The 26,198-nt window shown below is 59.7% G+C and carries 28 protein-coding genes; 17 read left to right on the forward strand and 11 right to left on the reverse strand.

Annotated elements, in window-relative coordinates; translation table 11 throughout:
* Positions 1 to 45: 45 nt before the first annotated feature.
* The 4 genes from rng (at position 46) to tldD (ending at position 7,896) form a co-directional block, all read left to right on the forward strand.
* Entirely contained in the window at positions 46 to 1,503 is a 1,458-nt protein-coding gene (gene rng / locus ACYZT6_RS02020) for a ribonuclease G (protein ID WP_462025507.1), read from the forward strand.
* A 75-nt stretch (positions 1,504 to 1,578) separates the two neighbouring features.
* A complete protein-coding gene (locus ACYZT6_RS02025) occupies positions 1,579 to 5,382 on the forward strand; it encodes a YhdP family protein (protein ID WP_462025508.1) in 3,804 nt (1,267 codons plus the stop codon).
* Between the two features lie 206 nt (positions 5,383 to 5,588).
* Positions 5,589 to 6,449: a carbon-nitrogen hydrolase family protein gene (locus tag ACYZT6_RS02030; protein ID WP_462025509.1), complete on the forward strand. Its 861-nt coding sequence runs from the start codon at positions 5,589 to 5,591 to the stop codon at positions 6,447 to 6,449.
* Positions 6,450 to 6,453: 4 nt separating this feature from the next.
* Complete coding sequence (gene tldD, locus ACYZT6_RS02035) at positions 6,454 to 7,896, forward strand: metalloprotease TldD (RefSeq protein WP_462025510.1); 1,443 nt, start codon at positions 6,454 to 6,456, stop codon at positions 7,894 to 7,896.
* Between the two features lie 49 nt (positions 7,897 to 7,945).
* Here tldD and yjgA read toward each other — a convergent pair whose 3' ends face one another.
* Positions 7,946 to 8,470: a ribosome biogenesis factor YjgA gene (gene yjgA, locus ACYZT6_RS02040; protein WP_007901505.1), complete on the reverse strand. Its 525-nt coding sequence runs from the start codon at positions 8,468 to 8,470 to the stop codon at positions 7,946 to 7,948.
* 108 nt (positions 8,471 to 8,578) lie between these two features.
* Here yjgA and pmbA point away from each other — a divergent pair, with 108 nt between their 5' ends.
* The 6 genes from pmbA (at position 8,579) to ACYZT6_RS02070 (ending at position 13,921) form a co-directional block, all read left to right on the forward strand.
* Positions 8,579 to 9,925, forward strand: a complete 1,347-nt coding sequence (pmbA, locus tag ACYZT6_RS02045; RefSeq protein ID WP_462025511.1) for a metalloprotease PmbA — start codon at positions 8,579 to 8,581, stop codon at positions 9,923 to 9,925.
* A 238-nt stretch (positions 9,926 to 10,163) separates the two neighbouring features.
* Positions 10,164 to 10,571 carry a FagA protein gene (locus tag ACYZT6_RS02050; RefSeq protein WP_462025512.1) on the forward strand — a complete coding sequence of 136 codons (408 nt, stop codon included), beginning with the start codon at positions 10,164 to 10,166 and terminating at the stop codon, positions 10,569 to 10,571.
* Entirely contained in the window at positions 10,552 to 11,928 is a 1,377-nt protein-coding gene (locus ACYZT6_RS02055) for a class II fumarate hydratase (RefSeq protein WP_462025513.1), read from the forward strand. Before ACYZT6_RS02050 ends, ACYZT6_RS02055 begins: the two co-directional genes overlap by 20 nt.
* Before the next feature lie 27 nt (positions 11,929 to 11,955).
* Complete coding sequence (locus ACYZT6_RS02060) at positions 11,956 to 12,384, forward strand: hypothetical protein (protein ID WP_462025514.1); 429 nt, start codon at positions 11,956 to 11,958, stop codon at positions 12,382 to 12,384.
* Between the two features lies 1 nt (position 12,385).
* On the forward strand, positions 12,386 to 12,997 hold the full coding sequence (locus ACYZT6_RS02065; protein ID WP_462025515.1) for a superoxide dismutase: 612 nt from the start codon (positions 12,386 to 12,388) through the stop codon (positions 12,995 to 12,997).
* A 30-nt stretch (positions 12,998 to 13,027) separates the two neighbouring features.
* Positions 13,028 to 13,921: a ZIP family metal transporter gene (locus ACYZT6_RS02070; RefSeq protein ID WP_462025516.1), complete on the forward strand. Its 894-nt coding sequence runs from the start codon at positions 13,028 to 13,030 to the stop codon at positions 13,919 to 13,921.
* 169 nt (positions 13,922 to 14,090) lie between these two features.
* Here ACYZT6_RS02070 and ACYZT6_RS02075 read toward each other — a convergent pair whose 3' ends face one another.
* From ACYZT6_RS02075 to ACYZT6_RS02120, 10 genes are all read right to left on the reverse strand, one after another.
* The gene (locus tag ACYZT6_RS02075; RefSeq protein ID WP_462025517.1) at positions 14,091 to 14,366 is read right to left on the reverse strand and encodes an HPr family phosphocarrier protein; all 276 of its coding nucleotides are present in this window, start codon (positions 14,364 to 14,366) and stop codon (positions 14,091 to 14,093) included.
* A gap of 15 nt (positions 14,367 to 14,381) precedes the next feature.
* Positions 14,382 to 15,239, reverse strand: coding sequence for an RNase adapter RapZ (rapZ, locus tag ACYZT6_RS02080; RefSeq protein ID WP_131061211.1), 858 nt, complete (start codon positions 15,237 to 15,239; stop codon positions 14,382 to 14,384).
* A 2-nt stretch (positions 15,240 to 15,241) separates the two neighbouring features.
* On the reverse strand, positions 15,242 to 15,706 hold the full coding sequence (gene ptsN, locus ACYZT6_RS02085; protein WP_462025518.1) for a PTS IIA-like nitrogen regulatory protein PtsN: 465 nt from the start codon (positions 15,704 to 15,706) through the stop codon (positions 15,242 to 15,244).
* Between the two features lie 12 nt (positions 15,707 to 15,718).
* Complete coding sequence (gene hpf / locus ACYZT6_RS02090) at positions 15,719 to 16,027, reverse strand: ribosome hibernation-promoting factor, HPF/YfiA family (RefSeq protein WP_007941242.1); 309 nt, start codon at positions 16,025 to 16,027, stop codon at positions 15,719 to 15,721.
* A gap of 74 nt (positions 16,028 to 16,101) precedes the next feature.
* Positions 16,102 to 17,595 (reverse strand): RNA polymerase factor sigma-54, encoded by a 1,494-nt coding sequence (locus ACYZT6_RS02095; protein WP_131061208.1) that lies wholly within the window; start codon positions 17,593 to 17,595, stop codon positions 16,102 to 16,104.
* A 270-nt stretch (positions 17,596 to 17,865) separates the two neighbouring features.
* Positions 17,866 to 18,591 carry an LPS export ABC transporter ATP-binding protein gene (gene lptB, locus ACYZT6_RS02100; RefSeq protein WP_109627985.1) on the reverse strand — a complete coding sequence of 242 codons (726 nt, stop codon included), beginning with the start codon at positions 18,589 to 18,591 and terminating at the stop codon, positions 17,866 to 17,868.
* Complete coding sequence (gene lptA / locus ACYZT6_RS02105) at positions 18,591 to 19,139, reverse strand: lipopolysaccharide transport periplasmic protein LptA (protein WP_461979519.1); 549 nt, start codon at positions 19,137 to 19,139, stop codon at positions 18,591 to 18,593. The genes lptB and lptA overlap by 1 nt, the downstream gene beginning before the upstream one ends.
* Positions 19,126 to 19,698 (reverse strand): LPS export ABC transporter periplasmic protein LptC, encoded by a 573-nt coding sequence (lptC, locus tag ACYZT6_RS02110; RefSeq protein ID WP_131061206.1) that lies wholly within the window; start codon positions 19,696 to 19,698, stop codon positions 19,126 to 19,128. Before lptC ends, lptA begins: the two co-directional genes overlap by 14 nt.
* Before the next feature lie 7 nt (positions 19,699 to 19,705).
* Positions 19,706 to 20,230 (reverse strand): KdsC family phosphatase, encoded by a 525-nt coding sequence (locus ACYZT6_RS02115; protein ID WP_461957246.1) that lies wholly within the window; start codon positions 20,228 to 20,230, stop codon positions 19,706 to 19,708.
* Positions 20,230 to 21,204: a KpsF/GutQ family sugar-phosphate isomerase gene (locus ACYZT6_RS02120; protein WP_462025519.1), complete on the reverse strand. Its 975-nt coding sequence runs from the start codon at positions 21,202 to 21,204 to the stop codon at positions 20,230 to 20,232. Before ACYZT6_RS02120 ends, ACYZT6_RS02115 begins: the two co-directional genes overlap by 1 nt.
* Positions 21,205 to 21,481: 277 nt before the next feature.
* On the opposite strand from ACYZT6_RS02120, the gene ACYZT6_RS02125 reads away from it, so the two are divergent.
* The 7 genes from ACYZT6_RS02125 (at position 21,482) to murA (ending at position 26,166) form a co-directional block, all read left to right on the forward strand.
* Positions 21,482 to 22,291: an ATP-binding cassette domain-containing protein gene (locus tag ACYZT6_RS02125; protein WP_131061203.1), complete on the forward strand. Its 810-nt coding sequence runs from the start codon at positions 21,482 to 21,484 to the stop codon at positions 22,289 to 22,291.
* The gene (mlaE, locus tag ACYZT6_RS02130) at positions 22,291 to 23,088 is read left to right on the forward strand and encodes a lipid asymmetry maintenance ABC transporter permease subunit MlaE (protein WP_010463310.1); all 798 of its coding nucleotides are present in this window, start codon (positions 22,291 to 22,293) and stop codon (positions 23,086 to 23,088) included. The genes ACYZT6_RS02125 and mlaE overlap by 1 nt, the downstream gene beginning before the upstream one ends.
* Complete coding sequence (gene mlaD / locus ACYZT6_RS02135) at positions 23,088 to 23,555, forward strand: outer membrane lipid asymmetry maintenance protein MlaD (RefSeq protein WP_131061201.1); 468 nt, start codon at positions 23,088 to 23,090, stop codon at positions 23,553 to 23,555. Before mlaE ends, mlaD begins: the two co-directional genes overlap by 1 nt.
* 11 nt (positions 23,556 to 23,566) lie before the next feature.
* On the forward strand, positions 23,567 to 24,223 hold the full coding sequence (locus tag ACYZT6_RS02140; RefSeq protein ID WP_461957248.1) for an MlaC/ttg2D family ABC transporter substrate-binding protein: 657 nt from the start codon (positions 23,567 to 23,569) through the stop codon (positions 24,221 to 24,223).
* On the forward strand, positions 24,220 to 24,525 hold the full coding sequence (locus ACYZT6_RS02145) for an STAS domain-containing protein (RefSeq protein ID WP_462025520.1): 306 nt from the start codon (positions 24,220 to 24,222) through the stop codon (positions 24,523 to 24,525). The genes ACYZT6_RS02140 and ACYZT6_RS02145 overlap by 4 nt, the downstream gene beginning before the upstream one ends.
* A gap of 113 nt (positions 24,526 to 24,638) precedes the next feature.
* Positions 24,639 to 24,878, forward strand: coding sequence for a BolA family protein (locus ACYZT6_RS02150; RefSeq protein ID WP_007912386.1), 240 nt, complete (start codon positions 24,639 to 24,641; stop codon positions 24,876 to 24,878).
* A 22-nt stretch (positions 24,879 to 24,900) separates the two neighbouring features.
* On the forward strand, positions 24,901 to 26,166 hold the full coding sequence (murA, locus tag ACYZT6_RS02155) for a UDP-N-acetylglucosamine 1-carboxyvinyltransferase (protein WP_131061197.1): 1,266 nt from the start codon (positions 24,901 to 24,903) through the stop codon (positions 26,164 to 26,166).
* Positions 26,167 to 26,198 lie beyond the last annotated feature (32 nt).

Genomic DNA, 26,198 nt, shown 5'->3' on the forward strand with positions numbered 1-26,198 from the left:
CAAGATGCGGCCATTATCGTGAACATGCCTGAACGAGACCCTGCCATGAGTGAAGAGATCCTGATCAACATCACGCCGATGGAATCGCGCGTGGCGGTGGTCGAAAACGGTGTCCTGCAAGAGGTCCACGTCGAGCGCACGCAAAAACGCGGGATTGTCGGCAACATCTATAAAGGCAAGGTCGTGCGGGTATTGCCGGGCATGCAGGCGGCCTTCGTCGATATCGGTCTGGACCGCGCCGCGTTCATTCATGCTTCGGAAATTTCCCTGCGTGAAGGCCCTACGGTGGAGAGCATCAGCGCGCTGGTTCACGAAGGCCAGAGCCTGGTCGTCCAGGTCACCAAGGACCCGATCGGCTCCAAGGGTGCACGCCTGACCACTCAGCTGTCGATTCCGTCGCGCTATCTGGTGTACATGCCGCGCACGGCCCACGTCGGCATTTCGCTGAAGATTGAAGACGAAGCCGAGCGCGATCGACTCAAGCAAGTGGTCACCGATTGTGTGGCCAAAGAAGGCATCAAAGAGGCGGGCGGTTTCATTCTGCGTACCGCTGCCGAAGGGGCCGGTGCCGATGAAATCCTCATGGATATCCGCTACCTGCGTCGTCTCTGGGACCAGATCAACGAACAGATCAAAACCATCGGTGCACCAAGCGTCATCTACGAAGACCTCGGCCTGGCCCTGCGCACCTTGCGCGACCTGGTGAGCCCGAAGATCGAGAAGATCCGCATCGACTCCCGGGAAACCTTCCAGAAAACCACGCAGTTCGTCGCCGAACTGATGCCGGAAATCGCCGATCGTCTTGAGCATTACCCGGGCGAGCGGCCGATTTTCGACCTGTACGGCGTCGAAGACGAAATCCAGAAAGCCCTCGAGCGCAAAGTGCCGCTCAAGTCCGGCGGTTATCTGGTGGTTGATCCGGCGGAAGCCATGAGCACCATCGACGTCAACACCGGGGCGTTTGTCGGCCATCGCAACCTCGAAGAAACCATCTTCAAGACCAACCTCGAAGCCGCGACCGCCATCGCCCGCCAGCTGCGCCTGCGCAATCTGGGCGGGATCATCATCATCGACTTCATCGACATGGAAGACGAAGAGCACCAGCGCCAGGTCCTGCGCACGCTGGAGAAACAACTGGAGCGCGATCACGCCAAGACCAACATCATCGGCATCACCGAGCTGGGCCTGGTGCAGATGACGCGCAAGCGCACCCGCGAAAGCCTCGAACAAGTGCTGTGCGAACCCTGCAGCAGCTGTCAGGGCCGCGGCAAGCTGAAGACGCCGGAAACGGTCTGCTACGAAATTTTCCGCGAAATCCTTCGCGAGGCGCGTGCCTATCAAGCGGAAGGCTATCGTGTATTGGCGAACCAGAAGGTCGTCGACCGTTTGCTCGATGAAGAGTCGGGAAATGTCGCTGAGCTGGAAGGGTTTATCGGACGTACCATTCGGTTCCAGGTGGAAACCATGTATTCCCAGGAACAATACGACGTGGTGCTGCTCTGAATCGCTGTGTTTCATCCTTACTAGAACGGCTGGCCTCAGCTTTTTGCAGTATTTTTGCCATGGGAGCCAACTGACATGGAACGTCTGACACGCATTTTGGCCGCACTGACCCGCTGGGGTCTTGGCCTGTGCGCGTTGGTCTTGGTGTTGATGGCGTTGTACGTCAGCCTCGGCCGAGAGCTGACGCCTCTGGTGGCCGAATACCGTGCCGACGTCGAAACCAAAGCCAGCGCCGCCTTGGGCATGCCGCTGCAGATCGGCAAGCTGGAAGGTAACTGGAGCGGTTTCGCGCCGATTTTGCTGGCGCACGATGTGACGGTCGGCGAGGGTGCCAACGCCCTGCACCTGGATCAGGTGCGAGCGGTGCCGGACGTTTGGGAAAGCCTGCTGGCTCGCGACGTTCGCATTGCCCATCTGGAACTCAACGGCCTGAAGATCAGCCTCAAGGAAGGCGCGGACGGTCATTGGGCGCTGGAAGGGTTGCCGGTGCAACAGGACCAGCCGCTTGATCCGGAGCAGTTGCTCAATCGCATGCAAATGGTCCAGCAGCTGTCGGTGATCGACAGCCAGGTGACCTTGCAGCCACTGGACCACCCGCCGCTGACCCTGACCTACGTCGGCCTGAATCTGAAAACCGGTGTCTCTCGCCAGCGCCTTGATGCTCGTCTGACCCTGCCCGACGGCCAGCCAGTGGCCATGACCCTGCGCACCCGTCTGCGCGCCAGCCAGTGGAAGGACGGTGAGGCCGAGGCCTACCTGAGCCTGCCGCAAAGCGACTGGTCGAAATGGCTGCCCGAGCGCGTGACCCGGCAGTGGAATTTCTCTGAGCTCAAGGCCGGTGGCGAACTCTGGGTGAACTGGGGCAAGGGCGCGCTGCAAAGCGGCGCGATTCGCTTGAACGCACCGCAACTCAAGGGTGCCTACGCCGAGCGCAAGCCAATCCAGATCAACAACCTGGCGCTCAACGGCTATTTCCAGCGCAGCACCGAAGGCATGCTGGTGACCCTGGATTCCCTGGCCATGAACTTCGGCGAGACCCGCTGGGAATCGCACCTGCAACTTCGGCAGACCGCCGCCACTGACAAGTCGGAAGAACTCTGGCACTTGCAAGCCGACCGCCTCGATCTCACCCCGCTCACCCCGCTGATAAATGCCTTGGGGCCGTTGCCCGAAGGCGTTGCCACGGCGGTCGAGCGACTCAAGGTAACCGGTGGACTACGCAACGTGCTGATCGATCTGCGGCCCAATGCCACCGATGACAGCAAGTTCAGCTTCGCCGCCAACCTCGATCAGGTCGGCTTCGACGCCTATCACGGCGCTCCGGCAGCACGGAACGTCAGCGGCAGCATCAGCGGCGACCTCGGTCAGGGCGAACTGCGGATGGACAGCAAGGACTTTGCCCTGCACCTGGACCCGATTTTTGCCAAGCCATGGCAATACATCCAGGCCAACGCCCGGTTGACCTGGAAGCTCGACAAAGAACGCTTCACCCTGATCGCGCCGTACCTGAAGGTGCTGGGCGAGGAGGGCAAGATTGCCGGTGACTTCCTGATCCGCCTGCATTTCGATCACACCCAGGAAGACTACATGGACCTGCGGGTCGGCCTGGTGGACGGCGACGGTCGCTACACCGCCAAGTACCTGCCGACCATGCTTAGCCCGGCGCTCGACGAATGGCTGCGCACGGCGATTCTAAAAGGCGCGGTAGACCAGGGCTTCTTCCAGTATCAGGGCTCGCTGAACCACGGCGCCGCCGATACTGCGCGCAGCATCAGCCTGTTCTTCAAGGTGCACGATGCCGAACTGGCGTTCCAGCCGGGTTGGCCGCATGTCAGCAAAGTTACCGGTGACGTGTTTGTTGAAGACAGTGGCGTGCGGATTCTGGCGAGCAAGGGCCAGTTACTCGACACTCAGGTTCGCGACATTTACGTCAATATTCCCCATGCGCCGGAAGGGCAAAGCGTTCACCTGCTGCTCGACGGCGGGTTCTCCGGTGGGTTGGGTGATGGCCTGAAGATTCTCCAGGAAGCGCCGATCGGCACCGCTGAAACCTTCGCCGGATGGGAAGGCGATGGCGATCTGCAGGGCAAGCTGAAGTTGGATATTCCGCTGGTCAAAGGCGAGCAGCCGAAGATTCTCGTCGACTTCAAGACCGCCAAGGCTCGATTGAAGCTGGCCGAGCCCTCCCTGGAACTGACGCAGCTCAAGGGCGATTTCCGCTTCGACAGCGCCAAGGGTTTGAGCGGACAGAACATCACCGCGCGCGCCTTCGATAAACCGGTCACCGCGCAGATTTTTGCCGATGGCAGCGCAGGCAACCTCAAGACCCGCGTCACTGCATCCGGTCAGGTCGAGGTCAAGAAACTCACGGATTGGTTGAGCGTCACCCAGCCGTTGCCCGTGTCCGGCGTGGTCCCCTATCAGCTGCAACTGAGCCTTGATGGCCCCGACAGCCAGCTGATGGTCAATTCCAGCCTCAAAGGCGTGGCAATCGATTTGCCGGCGCCGTTCGGCATGGCCGCCGATGCCGGCCGCGACACCACGTTCCGCATGACCCTGCAAGGGCCGGAACGACGCTACTGGGTCAACTATGGTGAGCTGGCAGACTTCACGTTTGCGGCGCCGCCCGGCAATTTTGCCGACGGTCGTGGCGAGTTGTTCCTGGGTGGCGGCAATGCCGTGCTGCCCGGCGCCAAGGGGCTGCGAGTGCGCGGCGTGCTGTCGGAACTGGACGTTGGACCGTGGAAGGATCTGGTGGACAAGTACGCCGGCCAGGATCCGGGCGGCAATGCCAAGCAGTTGCTCAGCAGCGCGGACTTCAAGGTCGGCAAGCTCAGCGGTATCGGCACGACGCTCGATAAGGCGTCGGTGCAATTGAACCGCAAAGCCGCGGCATGGGCCATGCAACTCGACAGTCAGCAGGTAAAGGGCAGCGCGAGCATCCCTGATGCGAAAGGCGCGCCGATTGCGATCAATCTGCAAACGGTGCGGTTGCCCGCGCCGGACCCTACGGTACTGGCCGACGAGAACTCACCGGATCCGCTGGCCTCGGTGGACCCGACCAAGATCCCGGCGTTGGATATCACCATCAATCAGCTGTTCCAGGGGCAGGATCTCGTCGGCGCCTGGTATCTGAAAATCCGTCCGACCGCCAAGGGCATTGCGCTCAATACGCTGGACCTGGGCCTCAAGGGCATTCTGTTGCAGGGCACTGGCGGCTGGGAAGGCATGCCCGGCAGCTCCAGCAGTTGGTTCAAGGGACGGATCAGCGGCAAGAATCTCGCTGATGTGCTGAAGGGCTGGGGTTTTGCGCCGAGCGTCACCAGTGAAGAGTTTCATATGGACGTCGACGGTCGCTGGCCGGGTTCACCCGCGTGGCTGGCCACCAAACGTTTCTCGGGTACGCTCGATGCTTCGCTGAATAAGGGCCAATTCGTTGAGGTCGAAGGCAGCGCCCAGGCACTGCGGGTATTCGGCCTGCTCAACTTCAATTCCATCGGTCGCCGTCTGCGCCTGGACTTCTCCGACCTGTTCGGCAAAGGCTTGAGTTATGACCGGGTCAAGGGACTGCTAGTCGCGACCAACGGGGTTTATGTGACGAAAGAGCCGATTCTGCTGACCGGCCCATCGAGCAACATTGAACTGAACGGTACCCTGAATCTGGTGGGCGATCAGATTGACGCGAAACTGCTGGTGACTTTGCCGGTGACCAACAACCTGCCGATTGCCGCGTTGATTGTCGGCGCACCGGCCATCGGCGGCGCGCTGTTCCTGATCGACAAGCTGATCGGTGACCGCGTGGCTCGTTTCGCCAGCGTCAAATACACGGTCAAAGGCCCTTGGAAAGAGCCGAAAATCACCTTCGACAAGCCTTTTTGACCACGCCGATGGAGTAGCATGGTCCTACGCAGGCCCCTTGTAGCAGCTGGCGAAGCCTGCGTTCGGCTGCGAAGCAGTCGTAAAATCAGCCAGCGCGGTCATTCAGACAAACCGTGCAATCCGGATTTACGACTGCTGCGCAGCCGGACGCAGCCTTCGGCAGCTGCTACACAGGTCGGTGTAGACATCTCAAGTAAGGAGGGGCCATGTCTTTTGCGGTGATTCAAATGGTCAGCCAGAGCGACGTGCTGGCCAACCTGACCCAGGCCCGGCGTCTGCTCGAAGAGGCGGCGGCCGGTGGCGCGCAGCTTGCTGTGCTGCCGGAAAACTTCGCCGCGATGGGCCGTCGTGACATTGCCGACATCGGCCGCGCCGAGGCGGTGGGTGAAGGTCCGATCCTGCCGTGGTTGAAACAGACCGCCCGCGACCTCAAGTTATGGATAGTGGCCGGCACGTTGCCGTTGCCGCCGGTGGACCATCCGACGTCCAAGGCTCATGCCTGCTCGTTGCTGGTCAATGATCAGGGCGAAACGGTGGCGCGCTACGACAAGCTGCACCTGTTCGACGTGGACGTGGCGGACAATCGCGGGCGTTATCGCGAGTCCGATGACTATGCTTATGGCAGTGGGGTCGTGGTGGCGGATACGCCCGTCGGCCGGGTTGGCCTGACGGTGTGTTACGACCTGCGTTTCCCGGAGTTGTACAGCGAGTTGCGTGCTGCGGGCGCGCAATTGATTACCGCACCGTCGGCGTTTACCGCGGTGACCGGCGCGGCGCATTGGGATGTGCTGATTCGCGCGCGGGCCATCGAGACTCAGTGTTATGTGCTCGCAGCCGCCCAGGGTGGGACGCATCCGGGACCTCGGGAAACCTGGGGGCATGCCGCGATTGTCGACCCTTGGGGACGGGTGATGGCACAACAGGATCAAGGCGAGGCCGTGCTGCTGGCCGAACGCGATAGCAGCGAACAGGCGTCCATCAGGGCGCGGATGCCGGTGTCCAGTCACCGGCGCTTTTTCTCGCAGGGCGCACAGCGACCTGCCCGGAACGACGAATTTAAGGCGTAAAAATATGAGCGAGTTGTTGTCCTCCGTCAGTGAACACCTCCTGGCGCCCGGTGGCGTAACGATCGAGAGCCTGCAAGGTGTGCTCGGCGATCTGGCCGGCCCGGGCATCGATGCCGCGGACCTGTATTTCCAGGGGCAGATTTCCGAGTCGTGGGCGCTGGAAGACGGGATCGTCAAGGAAGGCAGCTTCAACCTCGACCAAGGTGTGGGCGTGCGTGCGCAATCGGGTGAAAAAACCGGTTTCGCCTACAGCAATGCCATCACCCTCGAAGCCCTCGGCGCAGCCGCCCGCGCGGCCCGTTCGATCTCCCGCGCCGGGCAGAACGGCACGGTGCAGGCCTTCACCACTCAGGATGTCGCCCAGTTGTACGGGCCGGACAACCCGCTGGAAGTGATGAGCCGCGCCGAAAAAGTCGAGCTGCTCAAACGCATCGACGTCGCCACTCGCGCCCTCGACCCACGTATCCAGCAAGTCACCGTGAGCATGGCCGGCGTCTGGGAACGCATTCTTGTCGCTTCGACCGACGGCAGCCTGGCCGCCGATGTGCGGCCGCTGGTGCGCTTCAATGTCAGCGTGATCGTTGAACAAAACGGCCGCCGCGAGCGCGGTGGTCATGGCGGCGGCGGGCGTACCGATTACCGCTATTTCCTCGGCGATGACCGCGCCATGGGCTACGCCCGTGAAGCGCTACGCCAGGCGCTGGTCAACCTTGAAGCCATTCCTGCGCCGGCCGGTACGTTGCCGGTGGTGCTCGGTTCGGGCTGGTCCGGCGTGCTGCTGCACGAAGCGGTCGGCCATGGTCTGGAAGGCGACTTCAACCGCAAGGGCAGTTCGGCCTACAGCGGGCGCATGGGCGAGATGGTTGCCTCCAAGTTGTGCACCATCGTCGATGACGGCACGCTGGCTGGTCGTCGCGGTTCCCTGAGCGTCGATGACGAAGGCACCCCGACCGAGTGCACCACGCTGATCGAAAACGGCGTACTCAAAGGCTACATGCAGGACAAGCTCAACGCGCGCCTGATGGGTGTGGCTCGCACCGGCAACGGTCGTCGTGAATCCTACGCGCACCTGCCGATGCCACGGATGACCAACACCTACATGCTGGCCGGCGAAAGCGACCCGGCGGAAATCATCGCCTCGGTGAAGCGCGGCATCTACTGCGCCAACCTCGGCGGCGGGCAGGTGGACATCACCAGCGGCAAATTCGTGTTCTCCACCAGCGAGGCGTACCTGATCGAAGACGGCAAAATCACGGCCCCGGTCAAAGGCGCGACGTTGATCGGCAACGGCCCGGAAGCCATGAGCAAGGTGTCGATGGTCGGTAACGACTTGGCGCTGGATAGCGGCGTGGGGACATGCGGCAAGGATGGGCAGTCGGTGCCGGTGGGTGTCGGCCAGCCAACGCTGAAAATTGATGCGATCACTGTGGGTGGCACAGGATCGTAAAAGGATGGAGCTTCGGGTGAATCGCTTGGCGATTCACCCGATTCGGGACTTAACGCAGACCGCGTTGAGTCTCGTCCAGCTCACGGATGTACTTGAAGATTTTACGGCTCGATGCCGGTGGCTTGTTGGTCGCCAGTTCGTGCTGGGCCTGACGGATCAGGGAGCGCAACTGCTGACGATCAGCCTCCGGGTAGTCGAGCACGAACTTCTCCAGGACCGCATCGTCGCCCGCGATCAAGCGATCGCGCCAGCGTTCCAGGCCATGGAAACGTTCGTTGTACTGCCGGGTGGAGGCATCGAGTTGATCGAGCAGAGTCAGAATGGCGTCAGTGTCCTGATCGCGCATCAGTTTGCCGATGAACATGAGGTGCCGTTTACGCGCGATATTCGCGGTGTGCTTGGGCGCATCGGCCAGTGCCCGGCGCATAGCGTCGGTCAACGGCAGTTTTGCCAGCAAGTCAGGCTTGAGCGTTGTAAGGCGCTCGCCGAGGTCAACCAGAGCATGAAGCTCGCGTTTAACCTGGGATTTGCTTTTTTCTCCCGTATCGAGGGAGTCGTCGTAAGAATCAACCATGGTGGCCGTCCGCAAAGAAACGCCGCCATGATAACCAGTCGGGGGCCGCTTGTCCGGCCCGGTCGCTCGAAGGCCCTAGCCGAAAGCAGAATTTGAGTGGAGAACAGCATGAGTGCAGTTGAAAGCGTCGGCCCACAAGCGTTGCCGGCACTGCAAGAACAAGTCGAGCAGATCATCGCTGAAGCCAAGCGTCAGGGTGCCAGTGCCTGTGAAGTGGCCGTGTCCCTGGAGCAGGGCCTGTCCACCTCGGTGCGCCAGCGTGAAGTCGAAACCGTCGAATTCAACCGCGACCAGGGCTTTGGCATCACTTTGTATGTCGGTCAGCGCAAAGGCTCGGCCAGCACGTCTGCCAGCGGTCCGGAGGCGATTCGTGAAACCGTCGCTGCTGCATTGGCCATCGCCAAACACACCTCCGAAGACGAAGCTTCCGGCCTGGCAGATGCCGCGTTGATGGCCAGGGATCTGCAGGATTTCGACCTGTTCCATGAATGGGACATCACCCCGGAGCAAGCCATCGAGCAGGCCCTGGCCTGCGAAGCCGCGGCATTTGCGGCCGACAGCCGGATCAAGAACGCGGACGGCACTACCCTCAGCACCCATCAAGGCTGCCGCGTTTATGGCAACAGCCACGGTTTTATCGGCGGTTATGCGTCGACCCGTCACAGCTTGAGCTGCGTGATGATCGCCGAGGCCGACGGCCAGATGCAGCGCGATTACTGGTACGACGTGAACCGTCAGGGCAACTTGTTGGCCGATCCGGTGAGCATCGGCCAGCGTGCCGCGCAACGGGCCGCGAGCCGGCTGGGAGCGCGTCCGGTGCCGACCTGCGAAGTGCCGGTGCTGTTCTCGGCGGAGCTGGCCGGTGGCTTGTTCGGCAGTTTCCTTTCAGCGATTTCCGGCGGCAGCCTGTATCGCAAATCGTCGTTCCTTGAAGGCACACTGGGTCAGAAACTGTTCCCGGAATGGCTGACCATCGATGAGCGTCCGCACTTGATGCGCGCCATGGGCAGTTCGGCGTTCGATGGCGATGGCCTGGCGACTTACGCCAAACCGTTCGTCGAAAAAGGCGAGTTGGTGTCCTACATTCTCGGCACCTATTCCGGTCGCAAACTCGGCATGCCGAGCACCGCCAACGCCGGTGGCGTGCACAACCTGTTCGTCACCCATGGCGATGAAGATCAGGCCGCCTTGCTGCGCCGCATGGGTCGCGGCTTGCTGGTCACCGAGCTGATGGGCCAGGGCCTGAACATGGTCACTGGCGACTACTCCCGTGGTGCGGCGGGTTACTGGGTCGAGAACGGTGAAATCCAGTTCGCGGTTCAGGAAGTGACCATCGCCGGCAACATGCGCGACATGTTCAAGCAGATTGTTGCGGTGGGTAATGATCTGGAGCTGCGCAGCAACATTCGCACCGGTTCGGTGTTGATTGAGCGGATGACCGTGGCGGGTAGCTAAACCCTCACCGTTACACAAAAGGCGCGCCCCCCATTGGGTGGCGCGCCTTTTTTATACCTGCACAACACGCATGTGGGAGCCGGCTTGCTGGCGATTGCGGTGAATCAGTCGACATCGATGATGAATGCCAGATCGCAATCGCCTGCAAGCCGGCTCCTAACAGGGGACCATACTCGTCTCTTGTGTTGGTTCTCATTATCATCTAATAATAAATCTCATTACCGAATGAGCCCGGATCATGAGTTCTGCCTTGCACGAGATGCCTTACCTCGAAAGCTGGCGCTGGATGAGTCGCCAGATCCGTTGCGCGATGGACCCCGATGAACCGCGCCTGATCGAACATTACCTGGCTGAAGGCCGGTATCTGGCGTGCTGCACGGCCACTTCTGCCTGGACCATCGCCGAAACATCTTTCCGTTTGTTGCTCGACACCGCCGCCGATGTCGCGCTGCCCTGGCATTGGCGCACTTACTGCCTGGACCAGGCCTGGCGCCCGCTGCGCGATCTGGAACGCCTCTCTCTGTGCAAATGCCGCCTCAAACGCTGGCAAAGCTACACCTGGCAACTGGCGATCTGCGAGTTGCAGCCCTCGATTCCTCTCATAGAACTGGTGCAAGGATTTTCTGATGAACAAGACTCGTATTGAGCGTGACAGCATGGGCGAGCTTCAAGTCCCGGTGGACGCGCTCTATGGCGCACAGACTCAACGGGCAGTGGATAACTTCCCGATCAGCGGCAAGCCGATGCCTGTGCAGTTCATCCGCTCGCTGATTCTGGCCAAAGCCGCCGCTGCCCGTGCCAACGTCGAGCTCAAGCAACTCAGTGAATCCCAGGGCAAAGCCATCGTCGATGCATCATTGGGTCTGCTTCAGGGCGACTTCATGCAGCATTTCCCGGTGGACATCTTTCAGACCGGTTCCGGCACCAGTTCCAACATGAACGCCAATGAAGTGATCGCCACCCTGGCCAGCCGCCTGCTCGGCGAGCCGGTGAACCCGAACGACCACGTGAATTGTGGCCAAAGCAGCAACGACATCATCCCGACCACCATCCATGTCAGCGCTGCACTGGCGTTGCATGAGCAACTGCTGCCGGCGCTGGTGCGCCTGGTGCAGGTGATCGAGCGCAAGGCTGAAGAGGTTCATCACCACGTCAAAACCGGTCGCACTCACCTGATGGACGCCATGCCGGTGCGCATGAGTCAGGTGCTCAATGGTTGGGCGCAGCAGCTCAAGGCCAACATCGGCCATTTGCAGGACTTGTTGCCGAGCCTGCAATCCCTGGCTCAGGGTGGCACGGCGGTAGGTACCGGGATCAATGCGCATCCGCAATTCGCTGCGCGGTTCAGCCAACAGTTGAGCGAACTGACCCACGTTCAATTCACACCGGGCAAGGATCTGTTTGCGCTGATCGGCTCCCAGGACACCGCAGTTGCGGTCTCCGGACAGCTTAAAGCGACAGCGGTTTCGTTGATGAAAATCGCCAACGATCTGCGCTGGATGAACTCCGGCCCGCTGGCCGGCCTCGGCGAAATCGAACTCGAAGCCTTGCAGCCGGGTTCTTCGATCATGCCCGGCAAGGTCAACCCGGTCATCCCGGAAGCCACCGCCATGGTCGCCGCCCAGGTGATCGGCAATGACACCGTCATCACCATCGCCGGTCAGTCGGGCAATTTCGAATTGAACGTGATGCTGCCGATCATCGCGCAGAACCTGCTGAGCAGCATCGAATTGCTGGCCAACTCCAGCCATCTGCTGGGTGAGAAGGCCATCGCCAGCTTCAAGGTCAATGAGACGCGGATTAAAGAGGCGCTGTCGCGCAATCCGATTCTGGTGACGGCACTCAACCCGATCATCGGTTACCAAAAAGCCGCTGAAATCGCCAAGAAGGCCTATCAGCAGGGCCGACCGGTGATTGATGTCGCCCTGGAGCACACCGACCTGACGCGCAGCCAACTGGAAGAATTACTCAACCCAGAGAAGCTCACCGCAGGCGGCGTGTAATCACTGCTACCGCTTTGGAGGCTCACCATGGAGCACTGGAAACGCACGATCGAAAGGGCTAATCGCCATTTCATGCTGGGCGAACTCATCGATGCCCGCGAGGCTTACTTGCAGGCCCTGGCCCTGGCCCAAGTGTTGTTCGAGCGCTGGGCGGATGCCGACGAAGCGGTAGCAGCCTGTGTGATTTCCCACCACAACCTGGCAGACCTGCATTTGCGTCTTAACCAGCCGGAGGAGAGCGCCGAGTATTTGTGCGCGATCCATCAGCGGTTGTTGCAGACCCTGCAGGACCCGCGCCTGGCCCCGGCCCTGCGCGAAGCCGCGTTGCGTCAAAGCAGCAAAACCTATGTCGAGCTGCTGAATTTCATCAGCGAGCATGGCGAATACCCGCGCACACACCGTTTGCTGCACACCGATACCGCATCGCCTGCGCCTCTACATCATGGAGTCCATTGAAATGGCTTTTACCTTGCCTGCCTTGCCTTACGCTTACGATGCCCTGGAACCGCATATCGATGCGCAGACCATGGAGATCCACTACACCAAGCACCACCAGAACTACATCAATAATCTGAACGCCGCGGTCGAAGGCACCGAGTTTGCCGAGTGGTCGGTGGAAAAACTGGTCGCCAGCGTCCAGCAGTTGCCGGAAAAACTCCGCGCTGCAGTGATCAATCAGGGCGGTGGCCATGCCAACCATTCGTTGTTCTGGGAAGTGATGGCGCCTCATGGCGGCGGCAAACCAGAAGGTGCGCTGGCCGCAGCGATTGATGAGCAATTGGGCGGTCTGGACAGTTTCAAGGACGTGTTTACCAAGGCCGCGCTGACCCGCTTTGGCAGTGGCTGGGCCTGGCTGAGTGTCACGCCGCAAAAGACCCTGATCGTGGAAAGTAGCGGTAACCAGGACAGCCCGTTGATGAACGGCAATACGCCGATCCTCGGCCTGGATGTCTGGGAGCACGCCTACTACCTGCAATACCAGAACCGCCGTCCGGAATACATCAACGCGTTCTACAACGTCATCAATTGGCCTGAAGTCGCTGCGCGTTATCAGGCTGCGCTGGTTTAAGTCCTCTATAAAAACAATCCAAGGCTGACTATGGGCACTGAAACACTGGCGATCGGAAGCGGGCGAATGTTTCGTTACGCGCTGGGATCGCTGTTGCTGCTGGCGGGCATGACGTTGTTGGTCGCCCATGGTCTGGCGTGGCTGGACCTCGAACCCAAACTGCTGCGCGCACTGCAGGGCGGGGCGATTTGCGCCTTGGGTACTGCGTTGGGGGCGGTTCCGGTGCTGGTGATTCGGCGGATGCCGCAGGCGGTGAGCGATACGCTGCTCGGTTTCGGTGCCGGGGTAATGCTCGCGGCGACGGCGTTTTCGCTGATCGTCCCGGGTATCTCCGCCGCTGAAAGCCTGGGGCTGACACCCTGGGCCGCCAGCGGCCTGATCAGCTTCGGCATCATGCTCGGCGCGTTCGGCCTGTTTCTGGTGGATCGAAAGGTGTCGGGCGCCTCACCGGAAATGCTCGTCGGAACGATGGAGCGGCCGGTCATCCCGCCACGGATCTGGTTGTTTGTGTTTGCCATCATTGCCCACAACATTCCTGAAGGCATGGCCGTTGGTGTCTCGGCCGGTGGTGGAATGCCGGATGCTGACAGCCTGGCCATGGGCATCGCGTTGCAGGATGTGCCGGAAGGGCTGGTGATCGCGCTGGTGTTGGCAGGGGCGGGGATGTCGCGGGTAAGGGCGTTCCTGATCGGTGCTGCATCAGGTCTGGTCGAGCCGGTCTTCGCCCTGTTGTGCGCCTGGCTGGTGAGCCTGGCCGAATTGCTGTTGCCGTTGGGGTTGGCTCTCGCGGCAGGGGCGATGCTGCTAGTGGTCACCCATGAAATCATCCCCGAGTCGCGGCGCAATGGTCACGACAAGCTGGCCAGCCTTGGGCTGCTGATCGGGTTTTGTTTGATGATGGTGATGGATACTGCACTGGCCTGAGCGGCGTCGATGTCTTTGTGGCGAGGGGGCTTGCCCCCGTTGGGTCGCGAAGCGGCCCTGGGGTTTAACGAACGTACTGCGCTGGAGAGTCGTTCTGGATGTTTTACGACTGCTGCGCAGCCGGACGGGGGCAAGCCCCCTCGCCACAAAAGCACCCGAAACCGCGGTGTTACTCGCCTTCGTCGAAGAAGTTGTTGATCAATGCGACCAGCGCATCCAGCGCTTCCTGTTCCTGATGACCTTCAGTACTCAGGTAGATTTTGGTGCCCTTGCCAGCAGCGAGCATCATCATCGCCATGATGCTTTTGCCATCGACCGTGGATTCCGGCGTGCGTCCGACTCTGATCGTGCAATCCTTGAACTGACCGGCGACACCGACGAATTTTGCCGAAGCGCGGGCATGCAAACCCAGTTTGTTGATGATTTCGATTTCCAGAGCAGGCATCGCGATGTGAATCCTTTAGCTGAGGTCGCGGTGGCGAACCTGGACGTTCTTCAGGGATTGTTGCAGGACCTGGCCCAGACGTTCGGTCAGGTAGACGGAGCGGTGATGCCCGCCGGTGCAGCCAATGGCAATGGTGACATAAGCGCGGTTGCTGGCGGCAAAGCGCGGCAACCACTTGAGCAGGTACGTGGAAATGTCCTGGAACATCTCTTCGACGTCCGGTTGTGCCGCCAGATACTCGGCCACCGGTTGATCAAGCCCGGACTGATCGCGCAGTTCCGGCTTCCAGTAAGGGTTGGGCAGGCAGCGCACATCGAACACTAGGTCCGCATCCACCGGCATGCCACGCTTGAACCCGAATGACTCCACCAGGAACGCAGTGCCGGCTTCCGGCTGGTTCAGCAGACGCAGCTTAATGGTATCGCGCAGCTGATACAGGTTCAGGTTGGTGGTGTTGACCTTAAGGTCGGCCAGGTCGGCGATCGGGCCCAGCAACTGGGTCTCGTCTTGAATCGCCTCGGCCAGCGAGCGATTGGCGTTGCTCAGAGGGTGGCGACGACGGGTTTCCGAAAAGCGTTTGAGCAACGTTTCTTCATCGGCGTCCAGATACAGCACATCACATTTGATATGCCGGCTGCGGACTTCTTCCAGCAGCTCCGGAAACCGCGATAGATGACTCGGCAGGTTGCGCGCATCGATGGATACGGCAACCAGCGGTTGTGCCAGCTCGGTATGAATCAACGCGCGCTCGGCCAGTTCCGGCAGCAATCCGGCGGGCAGGTTGTCGATGCAGTAGTAGCCGTTGTCCTCGAGAACATCGAGTGCGGTACTTTTACCTGAGCCGGAACGGCCGCTGACAATGATCAAGCGCATGATTAGTGACCGTTTTGCTCGCTCAGAACAACCTGATACAAGGCTTCATTGCTCGAGGCGCTGCGCAGTTTTTCGCGCACTTCCTTGCGATCGAGCATGCTGGCGATCTGGCGCAGTAGCTCCAGGTGCGCATCGGTGGCGGCTTCCGGGACCAGCAGAACGAACAGCAGGTCAACCGGGGCGCCGTCGATGGCGTCGAAATCGATGGGTGCATCGAGGTGCATCAAGGCACTGATGGGTGAGGTGCAACCCTTGAGACGACAGTGGGGGATGGCGATGCCGTTTCCAAAACCAGTCGAGCCAAGTTTTTCACGGGCGATCAGAGCCTCAAAGACATCTTGCATCTCCAGATCCGGTACTTCTTTATGGATAAGGTTGGCAATTTGCTCGAGGGCTTTCTTTTTGCTGCCGCCCGGCACGTTCACGAGGGAACGGCCGGGGGTCAGGATGCTTTCAAGTCGGATCATGGGTTGGGAGTGTTAACGACCGGTCGCGCCCTGGAGGAGGCTTTGGGTCTTTTCCTTATGCTTTTTGAGTTGTTTATCGAGCTTGTCGGTGAGTGCGTCGATCGCCGCGTACATATCGGTATGTTCCGCGTTGGCGACCACTTCATTCCCGGGAATATGCAGCGTGGCTTCGATTTTCTGCTTGAGCTTTTCGACCGTCATCGTGACCTGCACGTTGGTGATCTTGTCGAAATGCCTCTCCAATCGTTCGAGTTTTTCGCCGATGTAGGTGCGAAGAGGTTCGGTCACTTCCAGTTGGTGTCCACTGATGTTGACTTGCATACAGCTTCTCCTTCGTTGCCAGTGCATAAAGCGGCAGGCAGAAATGCCTGCCACTGGAACGCTGTGGCGTGGCTCTACATCAACCGCTTGCGTTCGCTCGAAGGCGCGATCCCGAGGGATTCGCGGTACTTGGCGACGGTGCGGCGAGCCACCTGAATGCCTTGTGCCTCCAGTAAACCAGCGATCTTGCTGTCACTCAACGGCTTTTTCTGATTTTCCGCGGCAACCAGTTTTTTGATGATCGCGCGGATCGCTGTGGACGAGCATTCACCGCCTTCGGAGGTGCTGACGTGGCTGGAGAAAAAGTATTTCAGTTCATATATGCCCCGAGGGGTATGCATGAATTTCTGCGTGGTCACCCGTGAAATCGTCGATTCGTGCATCCCCACCGCTTCGGCGATGTCATGCAGCACCAGTGGTTTCATCGCTTCGTCGCCGTACTCCAGGAAGCCGCGCTGATGCTCGACAATCTGGGTGGCCACTTTCATCAGGGTTTCGTTGCGGCTTTGCAGGCTCTTGATGAACCAGCGAGCCTCTTGCAACTGATTGCGCATGAAAGTGTTGTCGGCGCTGGTGTCGGCGCGGCGCACAAAGCCGGCGTACTGGGCGTTGACCCGCAGCCGTGGCACCGATTCCTGGTTCAGCTCGACCAGCCAGCGCTCATTGTCCTTGCGCACGATCACGTCAGGAACAACGTACTCGGCTTCACTGGACTCGATCTGCGAGCCCGGACGAGGGTTGAGGCTCTGCACCAGCTCGATCACCTGGCGCAGTTCATCTTCCTTGAGCTTCATGCGGCGCATCAGCTGGCTGTAGTCGCGGCTGCCTAGCAGGTCGATGTAATCAGTGACCAGACGCTTGGCTTCGGCCAGCCAAGGCGTCTTGGCAGGCAGTTGGCGCAGTTGCAGCAGCAGGCATTCGCCCAGGTTGCGGGCGCCAATGCCGGCCGGTTCGAATTGCTGGATGCGGTGCAGGACGGCTTCGATCTCGTCCAGCTCGATGTCCAGCTCCGGATCGAAGGCCTCGAGAATTTCTTCGAGGGTTTCGTCCAGGTAGCCCTGATTGTTGATGCAATCGATCAGGGTCACGGCGATCAGGCGATCGGTGTCGGACATCGGTGCCAGGTTCAGTTGCCACAACAAATGGCTTTGCAGGCTTTCACCGGCTGATGTGCGGGTGGTGAAATCCCACTCGTCGTCATCGTTGCTCGGCAGGCTGCTGGCGCTGGTCTGGTAGACGTCTTCCCACGCGGTATCGACGGGCAGCTCGTTGGGAATGCGCTCGTTCCAGTCACCTTCCTCGAGGTTATCCACCGTCGGGGCGGTTTCCTGGTAGGAGGGTTCCGAAACATCGGCGTTGGGGAGTTGTTCGGCTTTGTCGGCCAAAGGGTCGGCGTTATCGAAGTCGTCGCCTTCTTCCTGGCGTTCGAGCATCGGATTGGACTCCAGGGCCTCCTGGATTTCCTGTTGCAGGTCCAGGGTCGACAATTGGAGCAGGCGGATGGCCTGTTGCAGCTGCGGTGTCATCGTCAGCTGCTGGCCCATTCTCAAGACTAGCGATGGTTTCATGGCAGGGGCTTAACACCTTATTCGCCGGCGCACATGCGCCATCCACTACAGGGCGCCGAAGCGCCAAACATAAGCAAATTATATGCCCGAAACTGCAGCGTTTGCCTAGAGCGCTGTAACAATAAAAACTTTTAAAGTCTTGTTGACGAGCTGCCCTTGCCGATAGCTGAACATCTTTGAGGCCGGCGTTTGCCTAGAGCGCTGTAACAATAAAAAAGTATTGATTTTTTATCGAGACAAGCGCCCGGACACAGCCAGACACGTCAGCGCTTACAGGCGGAACTCATGGCCCAGATACACTTCCTTGACCAGTTCGTTGGCCAGGATGGTGGCGGAGTCACCTTCGGCGATCAGCTGGCCATCGTTGACGATGTAGGCGGTTTCGCAGATGTCCAGGGTTTCACGGACGTTGTGGTCAGTGATCAGCACGCCAATGCCTTTGGCCTTGAGGTGGTAGATGATCTGTTTGATGTCGCCCACCGAAATCGGGTCCACGCCGGCGAAAGGTTCGTCGAGCAGGATGAATTTCGGGTTGGTGGCCAGTGCCCGGGCGATTTCCACGCGGCGGCGTTCACCACCGGACAGGCTCATGCCGAGGTTGTCGCGGATGTGGCTGATGTGGAATTCCTGCAGCAGGCTTTCCAGCTCCTTGCGACGATCGGCTTTGTCGAGTTCCTTACGGGTCTCGAGGATGGCCATGATGTTGTCCGCCACCGACAGTTTGCGGAAGATCGACGCTTCTTGCGGAAGATAGCCGATACCGGCCTTTGCACGACCGTGCATCGGCTGGTGGCTGACGTCCAGGTCGTCGATCAATACGCGACCCTGATCGGCCTGCACCAGGCCAACGATCATGTAGAAGCAGGTGGTCTTGCCGGCGCCGTTAGGACCCAGCAGGCCGACGATTTGACCGCTGTCGATGGACAGGCTGACGTCACGCACGACCTGACGGCTCTTGTAGCTCTTGGCCAGATGCTGAGCTTTCAGAGTTGCCATTACTGGGCCTTTTTCTCGTCGGTTTTCGGCTTGGGCTGGATCACCATGTCGATTCGCGGACGCGACTCGGTGACCTTACTACCCGTCGCACGCCCGGCGCTCGCAAGCTTTTTCGCGGTGTCGTAGACGATTTTTTCGCCTTGGGTGACGTTGTTGTCCTTGTCGACAACTTTTGCCTTATCGATCAGCACAACGCGATTTTGCGAGGCGTGGTACTGGATAGTCACACCCCAACCCTGAACAGGCTTGGTGTCACCGGCAGTTTGCAGTTGCTCGAAGTAGGCGAGGTTGCCCACCGAAGTCACCACGTCGATGTCACCAGCCGCGGTGCGGGTGATGGTCACGGTATTGCCGGTAACCTTCATCGAACCCTGAGTAATGATCACGTCACCTTTATAGGTGGCAATGCCATTCTTGTCGTCCAGTTGGGCGTCGTCGGCCTGAATGCGGATAGGCTGCTCTTGATCGTTCGGCAGAGCCCAGGCGCTCACGCTTCCCAGTGCTGCGCCCAGACTGAGCAAAATAGGGAGAGTTTTAACGAGCCTCATACTGTCCTCTTACGTTCGATAGCAGGTGTATCCTGCTTTCTTTCAAATACGCTTTCATTCCGTTGCCTGTCGATACACCGCCAGCGCCGTCGATTCTAACGGGTTGATCGGTCTGCGCATATTGCTGCTGCGGGAACACTGTCATTCGGGTGGTGGTAATCAGGGTTTTGCGGTTTTTCTCGTCAAAACGCGTGATGCGTACCGAGTCGATCAGCTCGACCTGAGTGCCGTCCGGGTTGACTTCGCCGTGCTCACTCTGGACGTGCCACGGGAACTCGGTGCCGCGGAACATGTTCAGGTCAGGGTTGGTCAGCAACGTCACCTCGCTCACTTTCAGGTGTTCGACCTTGTCGGACGTCATTTCGTACTGCAATTTGCCGTCCGGCAGATACTGCACGCTGTGGGCGTTGAGGGCGTAATAGTCGATCGCGCTTTCATCGACCTTGACCACCGGTTTGTCGAGGAAGCGTTCCGGGCTGATGTTCCAGTAGCCGACCGCGGCGAACAACGCCGCGATGCAACCGAACACCAGGATGTTACGAATCTTTTTGCTCAGCATAATGGGCTCACAGGTACGCAGCGTTGGCCGCATCGAGGCGGCCCTGGGCGCGCAGGATCAATTCACAGAATTCGCGAGCAGCACCTTCGCCACCACGGGCCTGGGTGATGCCATGGGCGTGTTCACGCACGAAGCTGGCTGCGTTTGCTACAGCCATGCCCAGGCCAACGCGGCGAATCACCGGCAGGTCCGGCAAGTCGTCGCCCAGATAGGCGACCTGCTCATAGCTTAAGTTGAGCTGGGCCAGAAGCTCGTCGAGCACCACCAGTTTGTCTTCGCGCCCCTGGTAAAGGTGAGGAATGCCGAGATTCTTCGCTCGACGTTCGACCACAGGGGTCTTGCGGCCGCTGATGATAGCTGTCTGCACGCCGGCTGCCATCAACATCTTGATGCCTTGGCCGTCGAGGGTGCTGAACGTCTTGAATTCGCTGCCGTCTTCGAGGAAGTACAGGCGCCCGTCGGTCAGCACGCCATCGACGTCGAACACCGCGAGTTTGATCTGTTTGCCGCGTTGCAGCAGGTCCGTGCTCATTACATTACTCCCGCACGCAGCAAGTCGTGCATGTTCAAGGCGCCGACCGGGCGGTCTTCGCTGTCGACCACGACCAGTGCGTTGATCTTGTGGTCTTCCATGATTTTCAGGGCTTCGGCGGCGAGCATCTCGGCGCGAGCGGTTTTGCCGTGCGCGGTCATGACCTGATCGATAGTGGCGCTGTGGATGTCGATGCTGCGGTCCAGTGTGCGGCGCAAATCACCGTCGGTGAAGATTCCGGCCAGTTTGCCATCGGCTTCCAGGATCACGGTCATGCCCAGGCCCTTGCGGGTCATTTCCATCAGCGCGTCCTTGAGTAGCGTGCCGCGCTGGACCTGCGGCAGCTCTTGACCTGCGTGCATGACGTTTTCGACTTTCAGCAGCAGGCGTCGGCCCAGCGCGCCACCCGGGTGGGAAAACGCGAAGTCTTCAGCGGTAAAGCCGCGGGCTTCCAGCAGTGCAACGGCCAGGGCATCGCCCATGACCAGCGCGGCGGTGGTCGACGAAGTCGGTGCCAGGTTCAGCGGGCAGGCTTCGTGCTCGACGTGAACGTTGAGGTTGACCTCGGCGGCCTTGGCCAGCGCCGAATCCGGGTTACCGGTTACGCTGATCAATTTGATGCCCAGACGCTTGATCAGGGGCAGCAGGGTGACGATTTCGTTGGTGGAGCCGGAATTCGACAGGGCCAGGATGATGTCGTCGCGAGTGATCATGCCCATGTCGCCGTGACTGGCTTCGGCCGGATGCACGAAAAACGCCGTGGTGCCGGTACTGGCCAGGGTGGCGGCGATCTTGTTGCCGATGTGCCCCGATTTGCCCATGCCGACCACGACCACGCGGCCTTTGCTGTCCAGAATCATCTCGCAAGCGCGTACGAAATCTGCGTCGATATGGGGCAGCAAGCCTTGTACGGCTTCCAGTTCGAGGCGGATGGTGCGTTGCGCAGATTGAATCAGGTCGCTGGATTGGCTCATGTCAGAAATCGTATAGCCTGATGAAAAGGCGGCGATTATAGCGGTAATGATCAAAACCCTCACGCAAGTTCGTCATGCTTTGTCATTCCCTGTTACCGAATCCCCTCTAAACGAGGCTTTTTGCCTGTCATGTTGCTGAACATGGGGCGGCTTTGGCCTTGGGCGCTTGGCCTTTGCAGTGATATAGTTCGCCGCCAGTTCGGCCTGCCCGGGGAGGTATGTGCTTTCGTCAGGAAGCCAGGCGTCCGAGTGTGAGGCTGCATCGCAAGGAGTTTAGATGAGTGCCGATAACGCCTACGCGGTCGAGCTGAAGGGACTGTCCTTCAAGCGCGGTGCGCGCAGCATTTTCAATAACGTCGATATCCGTATCCCGCGCGGCAAGGTCACCGGCATCATGGGGCCTTCCGGGTGTGGCAAGACCACGCTGTTGCGATTGATGGGCGCACAGTTGCGGCCCACCAAGGGCGAGGTCTGGGTCAATGGCCAGAACCTGCCGAAGCTGTCGCGCAGCGATCTGTTCGATGCGCGCAAGCACATGGGCGTGCTGTTTCAGAGCGGCGCGCTGTTTACCGACCTCGATGTGTTCGAGAACGTCGCCTTTCCGCTGCGCGTTCATACCGAGCTGCCGGAAGAAATGATCCGTGACATCGTCCTGCTTAAATTGCAGGCCGTGGGGTTGCGTGGCGCTATCGACCTGATGCCCGACGAACTGTCCGGTGGCATGAAGCGCCGTGTCGCGCTGGCGCGGGCGATTGCCCTCGATCCGCAGATCCTCATGTATGACGAACCCTTTGTCGGCCAGGACCCTATCGCCATGGGCGTGCTGGTGCGCCTGATCCGCTTGCTCAACGATGCGCTGGGCATCACCAGTATTGTGGTCTCCCACGATCTGGCCGAGACCGCCAGCATTGCCGATTACATTTATGTGGTGGGAGACGGGCAAGTATTGGGGCAGGGCACTCCCGAGGAGCTGATGAACTCGCAGGAGCCGCGTATTCGTCAATTCATGACCGGCGATCCCGACGGTCCGGTCGCATACCACTTTCCAGCGACGGATTACCGCGCAGATCTTCTGGGGAAGCGTTGATGCGCAAGATTTCACTATTGGAACGCGTGCGTCGTTTCGGCCATGCCGGCATCGATGTGCTGGCGGTGTTCGGGCGTTCGGCGATTTTCCTGTTTCATGCCTTGCTCGGCCGCGGCGGTATCGGCGGTGGTTTTGGCCTGCTGATCAAGCAACTGCACTCGGTGGGCGTGATGTCCCTGGTGATCATTGTGGTCTCCGGGGTGTTCATCGGCATGGTGCTGGCGCTGCAAGGCTTCAACATTCTGTCCAGCTACGGTTCGGAGCAGGCGGTCGGGCAGATGGTTGCATTGACACTGTTGCGTGAACTCGGCCCCGTGGTCACGGCATTGCTATTTGCCGGGCGCGCAGGTTCGGCGTTGACCGCCGAAATCGGCAACATGAAGTCCACCGAACAGTTGTCCAGTCTGGAAATGATTGGCGTCGACCCGCTCAAGTACATCATTGCCCCACGCCTGTGGGCCGGCTTCATTTCCCTGCCGGTGCTGGCGATGATTTTCAGCGTGGTGGGCATCTGGGGCGGTTCGTGGGTGGCCGTCGACTGGCTGGGTGTCTATGAAGGTTCCTACTGGTCCAACATGCAGAACAGCGTGACGTTCACTGATGATGTGCTCAACGGCATCATCAAAAGCATCGTCTTCGCCTTCGTCGTGACCTGGATCGCCGTATTCCAAGGCTATGACTGCGAGCCCACTTCCGAGGGGATCAGTCGTGCCACTACCAAGACCGTGGTGTATGCCTCATTGGCTGTACTCGGCCTGGACTTTATTCTGACCGCCTTGATGTTTGGAGATTTCTGATGCAAAACCGCACCCTGGAAATCGGTGTCGGCCTTTTCTTGCTGGCTGGCATCCTGGCTTTGCTGTTGCTGGCGTTGCGGGTGAGTGGCCTGTCCCCGAGTGCCACCACCGATACTTATAAAACTTATGCGTATTTCGACAATATCGCTGGTTTGACTGTCAGAGCTAAAGTGACCATGGCCGGTGTGACCATCGGCAAGGTCACGGCGATCGATCTGGACCGCGACAGTTTCACCGGTCGAGTGACCATGCAGCTGGAAAAGCGCGTAGATAACCTGCCGACTGACTCCACTGCATCTATCCTGACCGCTGGCCTGTTGGGCGAGAAGTACATCGGTATCAGCGTGGGCGGGGAAGAAACCTTGCTCAAGGATGGTTCAACCATCCACGACACCCAGTCGTCGCTGGTGCTCGAGGACCTGATCGGTAAATTTCTGCTCAATACCGTTAGCAAAGACGCCAAATGAGGAGCTTTTGAATGATCTCTACCTTGCGACGTGGCCTGTTGGTATTACTCTCGGCCCTGCCGCTGATGGCTAACGCCGTGGCAGCGCCCTCAGCGCACGAAATCGTGCAGGACACCACCACTCGGTTGCTGGCCGACCTGGCGGCCAACAAAGAGAAGTACAAGCAGGACCCGCAAGACTTTTACACGGCGCTGAACACCATCGTCGGGCCGGTCGTGGATGCCGAGGGCATTTCCAAAAGCATCATGACGGTCAAGTACTCACGCAAAGCCACGCCTGCGCAGATGAAAACCTTTGAAGAAAACTTCAAAAAGGGTCTGTTCCAGTTCTATGGCAACGCCTTGCTCGAGTACAACAATCAGGGCATCACCGTCGATCCTGCCAAGGATGAGTCGGGAGACCGTACCAGCGTCGCCATGACGGTCAAAGGCACCAACGGCTCGATCTATCCCGTGTCGTACACACTTGAGAAGATCAATGGCGAGTGGAAACTGCGCAACGTGATCATCAACGGTATCAACATCGGCAAGCTGTTCCGCGATCAGTTCGCTGATGCGATGCAGCGCAATGGCAATGACCTGGACAAGACCATCAACGGTTGGGCCGGGGAAGTCGCCAAGGCCAAGGAAGCCAGCAAGAGTCAAACCCCTGAGAAGCAAGCTCAATGAGTGTGTCGGCCATTCGCATGAGCGAAACCGGCGAGCTGCGACTCAGTGGCATGCTGGATTACCGCACCGGCCCTGGTCTGCGCAAGCAGGGGCAGGCGTTGATCAAGTCCAGCCAGGCTGCCGAAGTGGTGGTCGATTGTTCGGCGGTGTTGAAGTCCAGCAGCGTGGGCTTGTCCCTGCTGCTGTGCTTCATGCGCGATGCTGAGGCGGCCGGCAAGGCGCTGACCATCCGCGGGATGCCAGAAGACATGCGCGAAATCGCTCAGGTCAGTGAATTGACCGAGCTGTTGGCGCATCCCTAACCGCATCTATAAAGAAGCCCCCCGTCAGAGTCCTGCTTCGCGGGGTTCGCAGGCGCGGGGCTTTTTTGTATGATGTCCGACCCGCGCGCACAGGGCGCCGATTGAGGTTGAGCATGCAGGCCGTAGAAGTGAAGAGCTTCCTTGAAGGAAAGCTGCCCGGAACGTTGGTAGAAGTTGAGGGCGAAGGCTGCAATTTCCAGCTGAACGTGATTAGCGATGAACTGGCGGCGTTGAGCCCGGTGAAGCGTCAGCAGCAGATCTATGCCCATTTGAACCCATGGATCACCGATGGCAGCATCCATGCGGTCACTATGAAATTTTTCAGCAGCGCGGCCTGGGCCGAGCGCACCTGAGCCCAAGGGCGTCGAGATTCTTATGGATAAATTGATTATTACTGGCGGCGTTCGTCTTGATGGCGAAATCCGCATCTCCGGGGCAAAGAACTCTGCCCTGCCGATCCTGGCTGCAACCCTGCTGTGCGATGGCCCGGTAACCGTTGCCAACCTGCCGCACCTGCATGACATCACCACCATGATCGAGCTGTTCGGTCGCATGGGCATCGAGCCGGTGATCGACGAGAAGCTCAGCGTCGAAATCGACCCGCGCACCATCAAGACCCTGATCGCACCGTACGAACTGGTGAAAACCATGCGCGCGTCGATCCTGGTGCTGGGTCCGATGGTTGCCCGTTTCGGTGAAGCCGAAGTCGCCCTGCCTGGCGGTTGCGCCATCGGCTCGCGTCCGGTTGACCTGCACATCCGTGGTCTCGAAGCCATGGGCGCGGTCATTGACGTCGAAGGCGGCTACATCAAGGCCAAGGCGCCAGAAGGCGGCTTGCGCGGTGCGCACTTCTTCTTCGATACCGTCAGCGTAACCGGTACCGAAAACATCATGATGGCCGCCGCTCTGGCCAAGGGCCGCAGCGTTCTGGCCAACGCCGCGCGCGAGCCTGAAGTCGTCGACCTGGCGAACTTCCTGATCGCCATGGGTGCCAAGATCACTGGCGCCGGCACCGACACCATCACCATCGATGGCGTCGAGCGTCTGCACCCGACCACTTACAAAGTGATGCCGGACCGTATCGAAACCGGGACTTACCTGGTCGCCGCTGCCGTGACCGGCGGTCGTGTGAAGGTCAAGGACACCGATCCGACGATCCTCGAAGCCGTTCTGGAAAAGCTTCGCGAGTCGGGTGCTGAAATCACCTGCGGCGAAGACTGGATCGAGCTGAACATGCACGGCAAGCGGCCAAAAGCCGTCAACGTGCGGACCGCTCCGTACCCGGCGTTCCCGACCGACATGCAAGCGCAGTTCATCTCCCTCAACGCCATTGCCGAAGGCACGGGCGCAGTGATCGAGACGATCTTCGAAAACCGCTTCATGCACGTTTACGAACTGCACCGCATGGGCGCGCACATTCAAGTCGAAGGCAACACCGCCATCGTCACCGGCATCGAGAAACTCAAGGGCGCGCCAGTCATGGCCACCGACCTGCGTGCCTCGGCCAGCCTGGTGATCTCGGCGCTGATCGCTGAAGGTGACACCCTGATCGATCGCATCTACCACATCGACCGTGGTTACGAGTGCATCGAAGAGAAACTGCAGATGCTCGGCGCCAAGATCCGCCGCGTACCGGGCTAGTTTCTGCTGCATGGGCACACGGATGCGCCCGT

Source organism: Pseudomonas sp. RT6P73 (assembly GCF_054897715.1).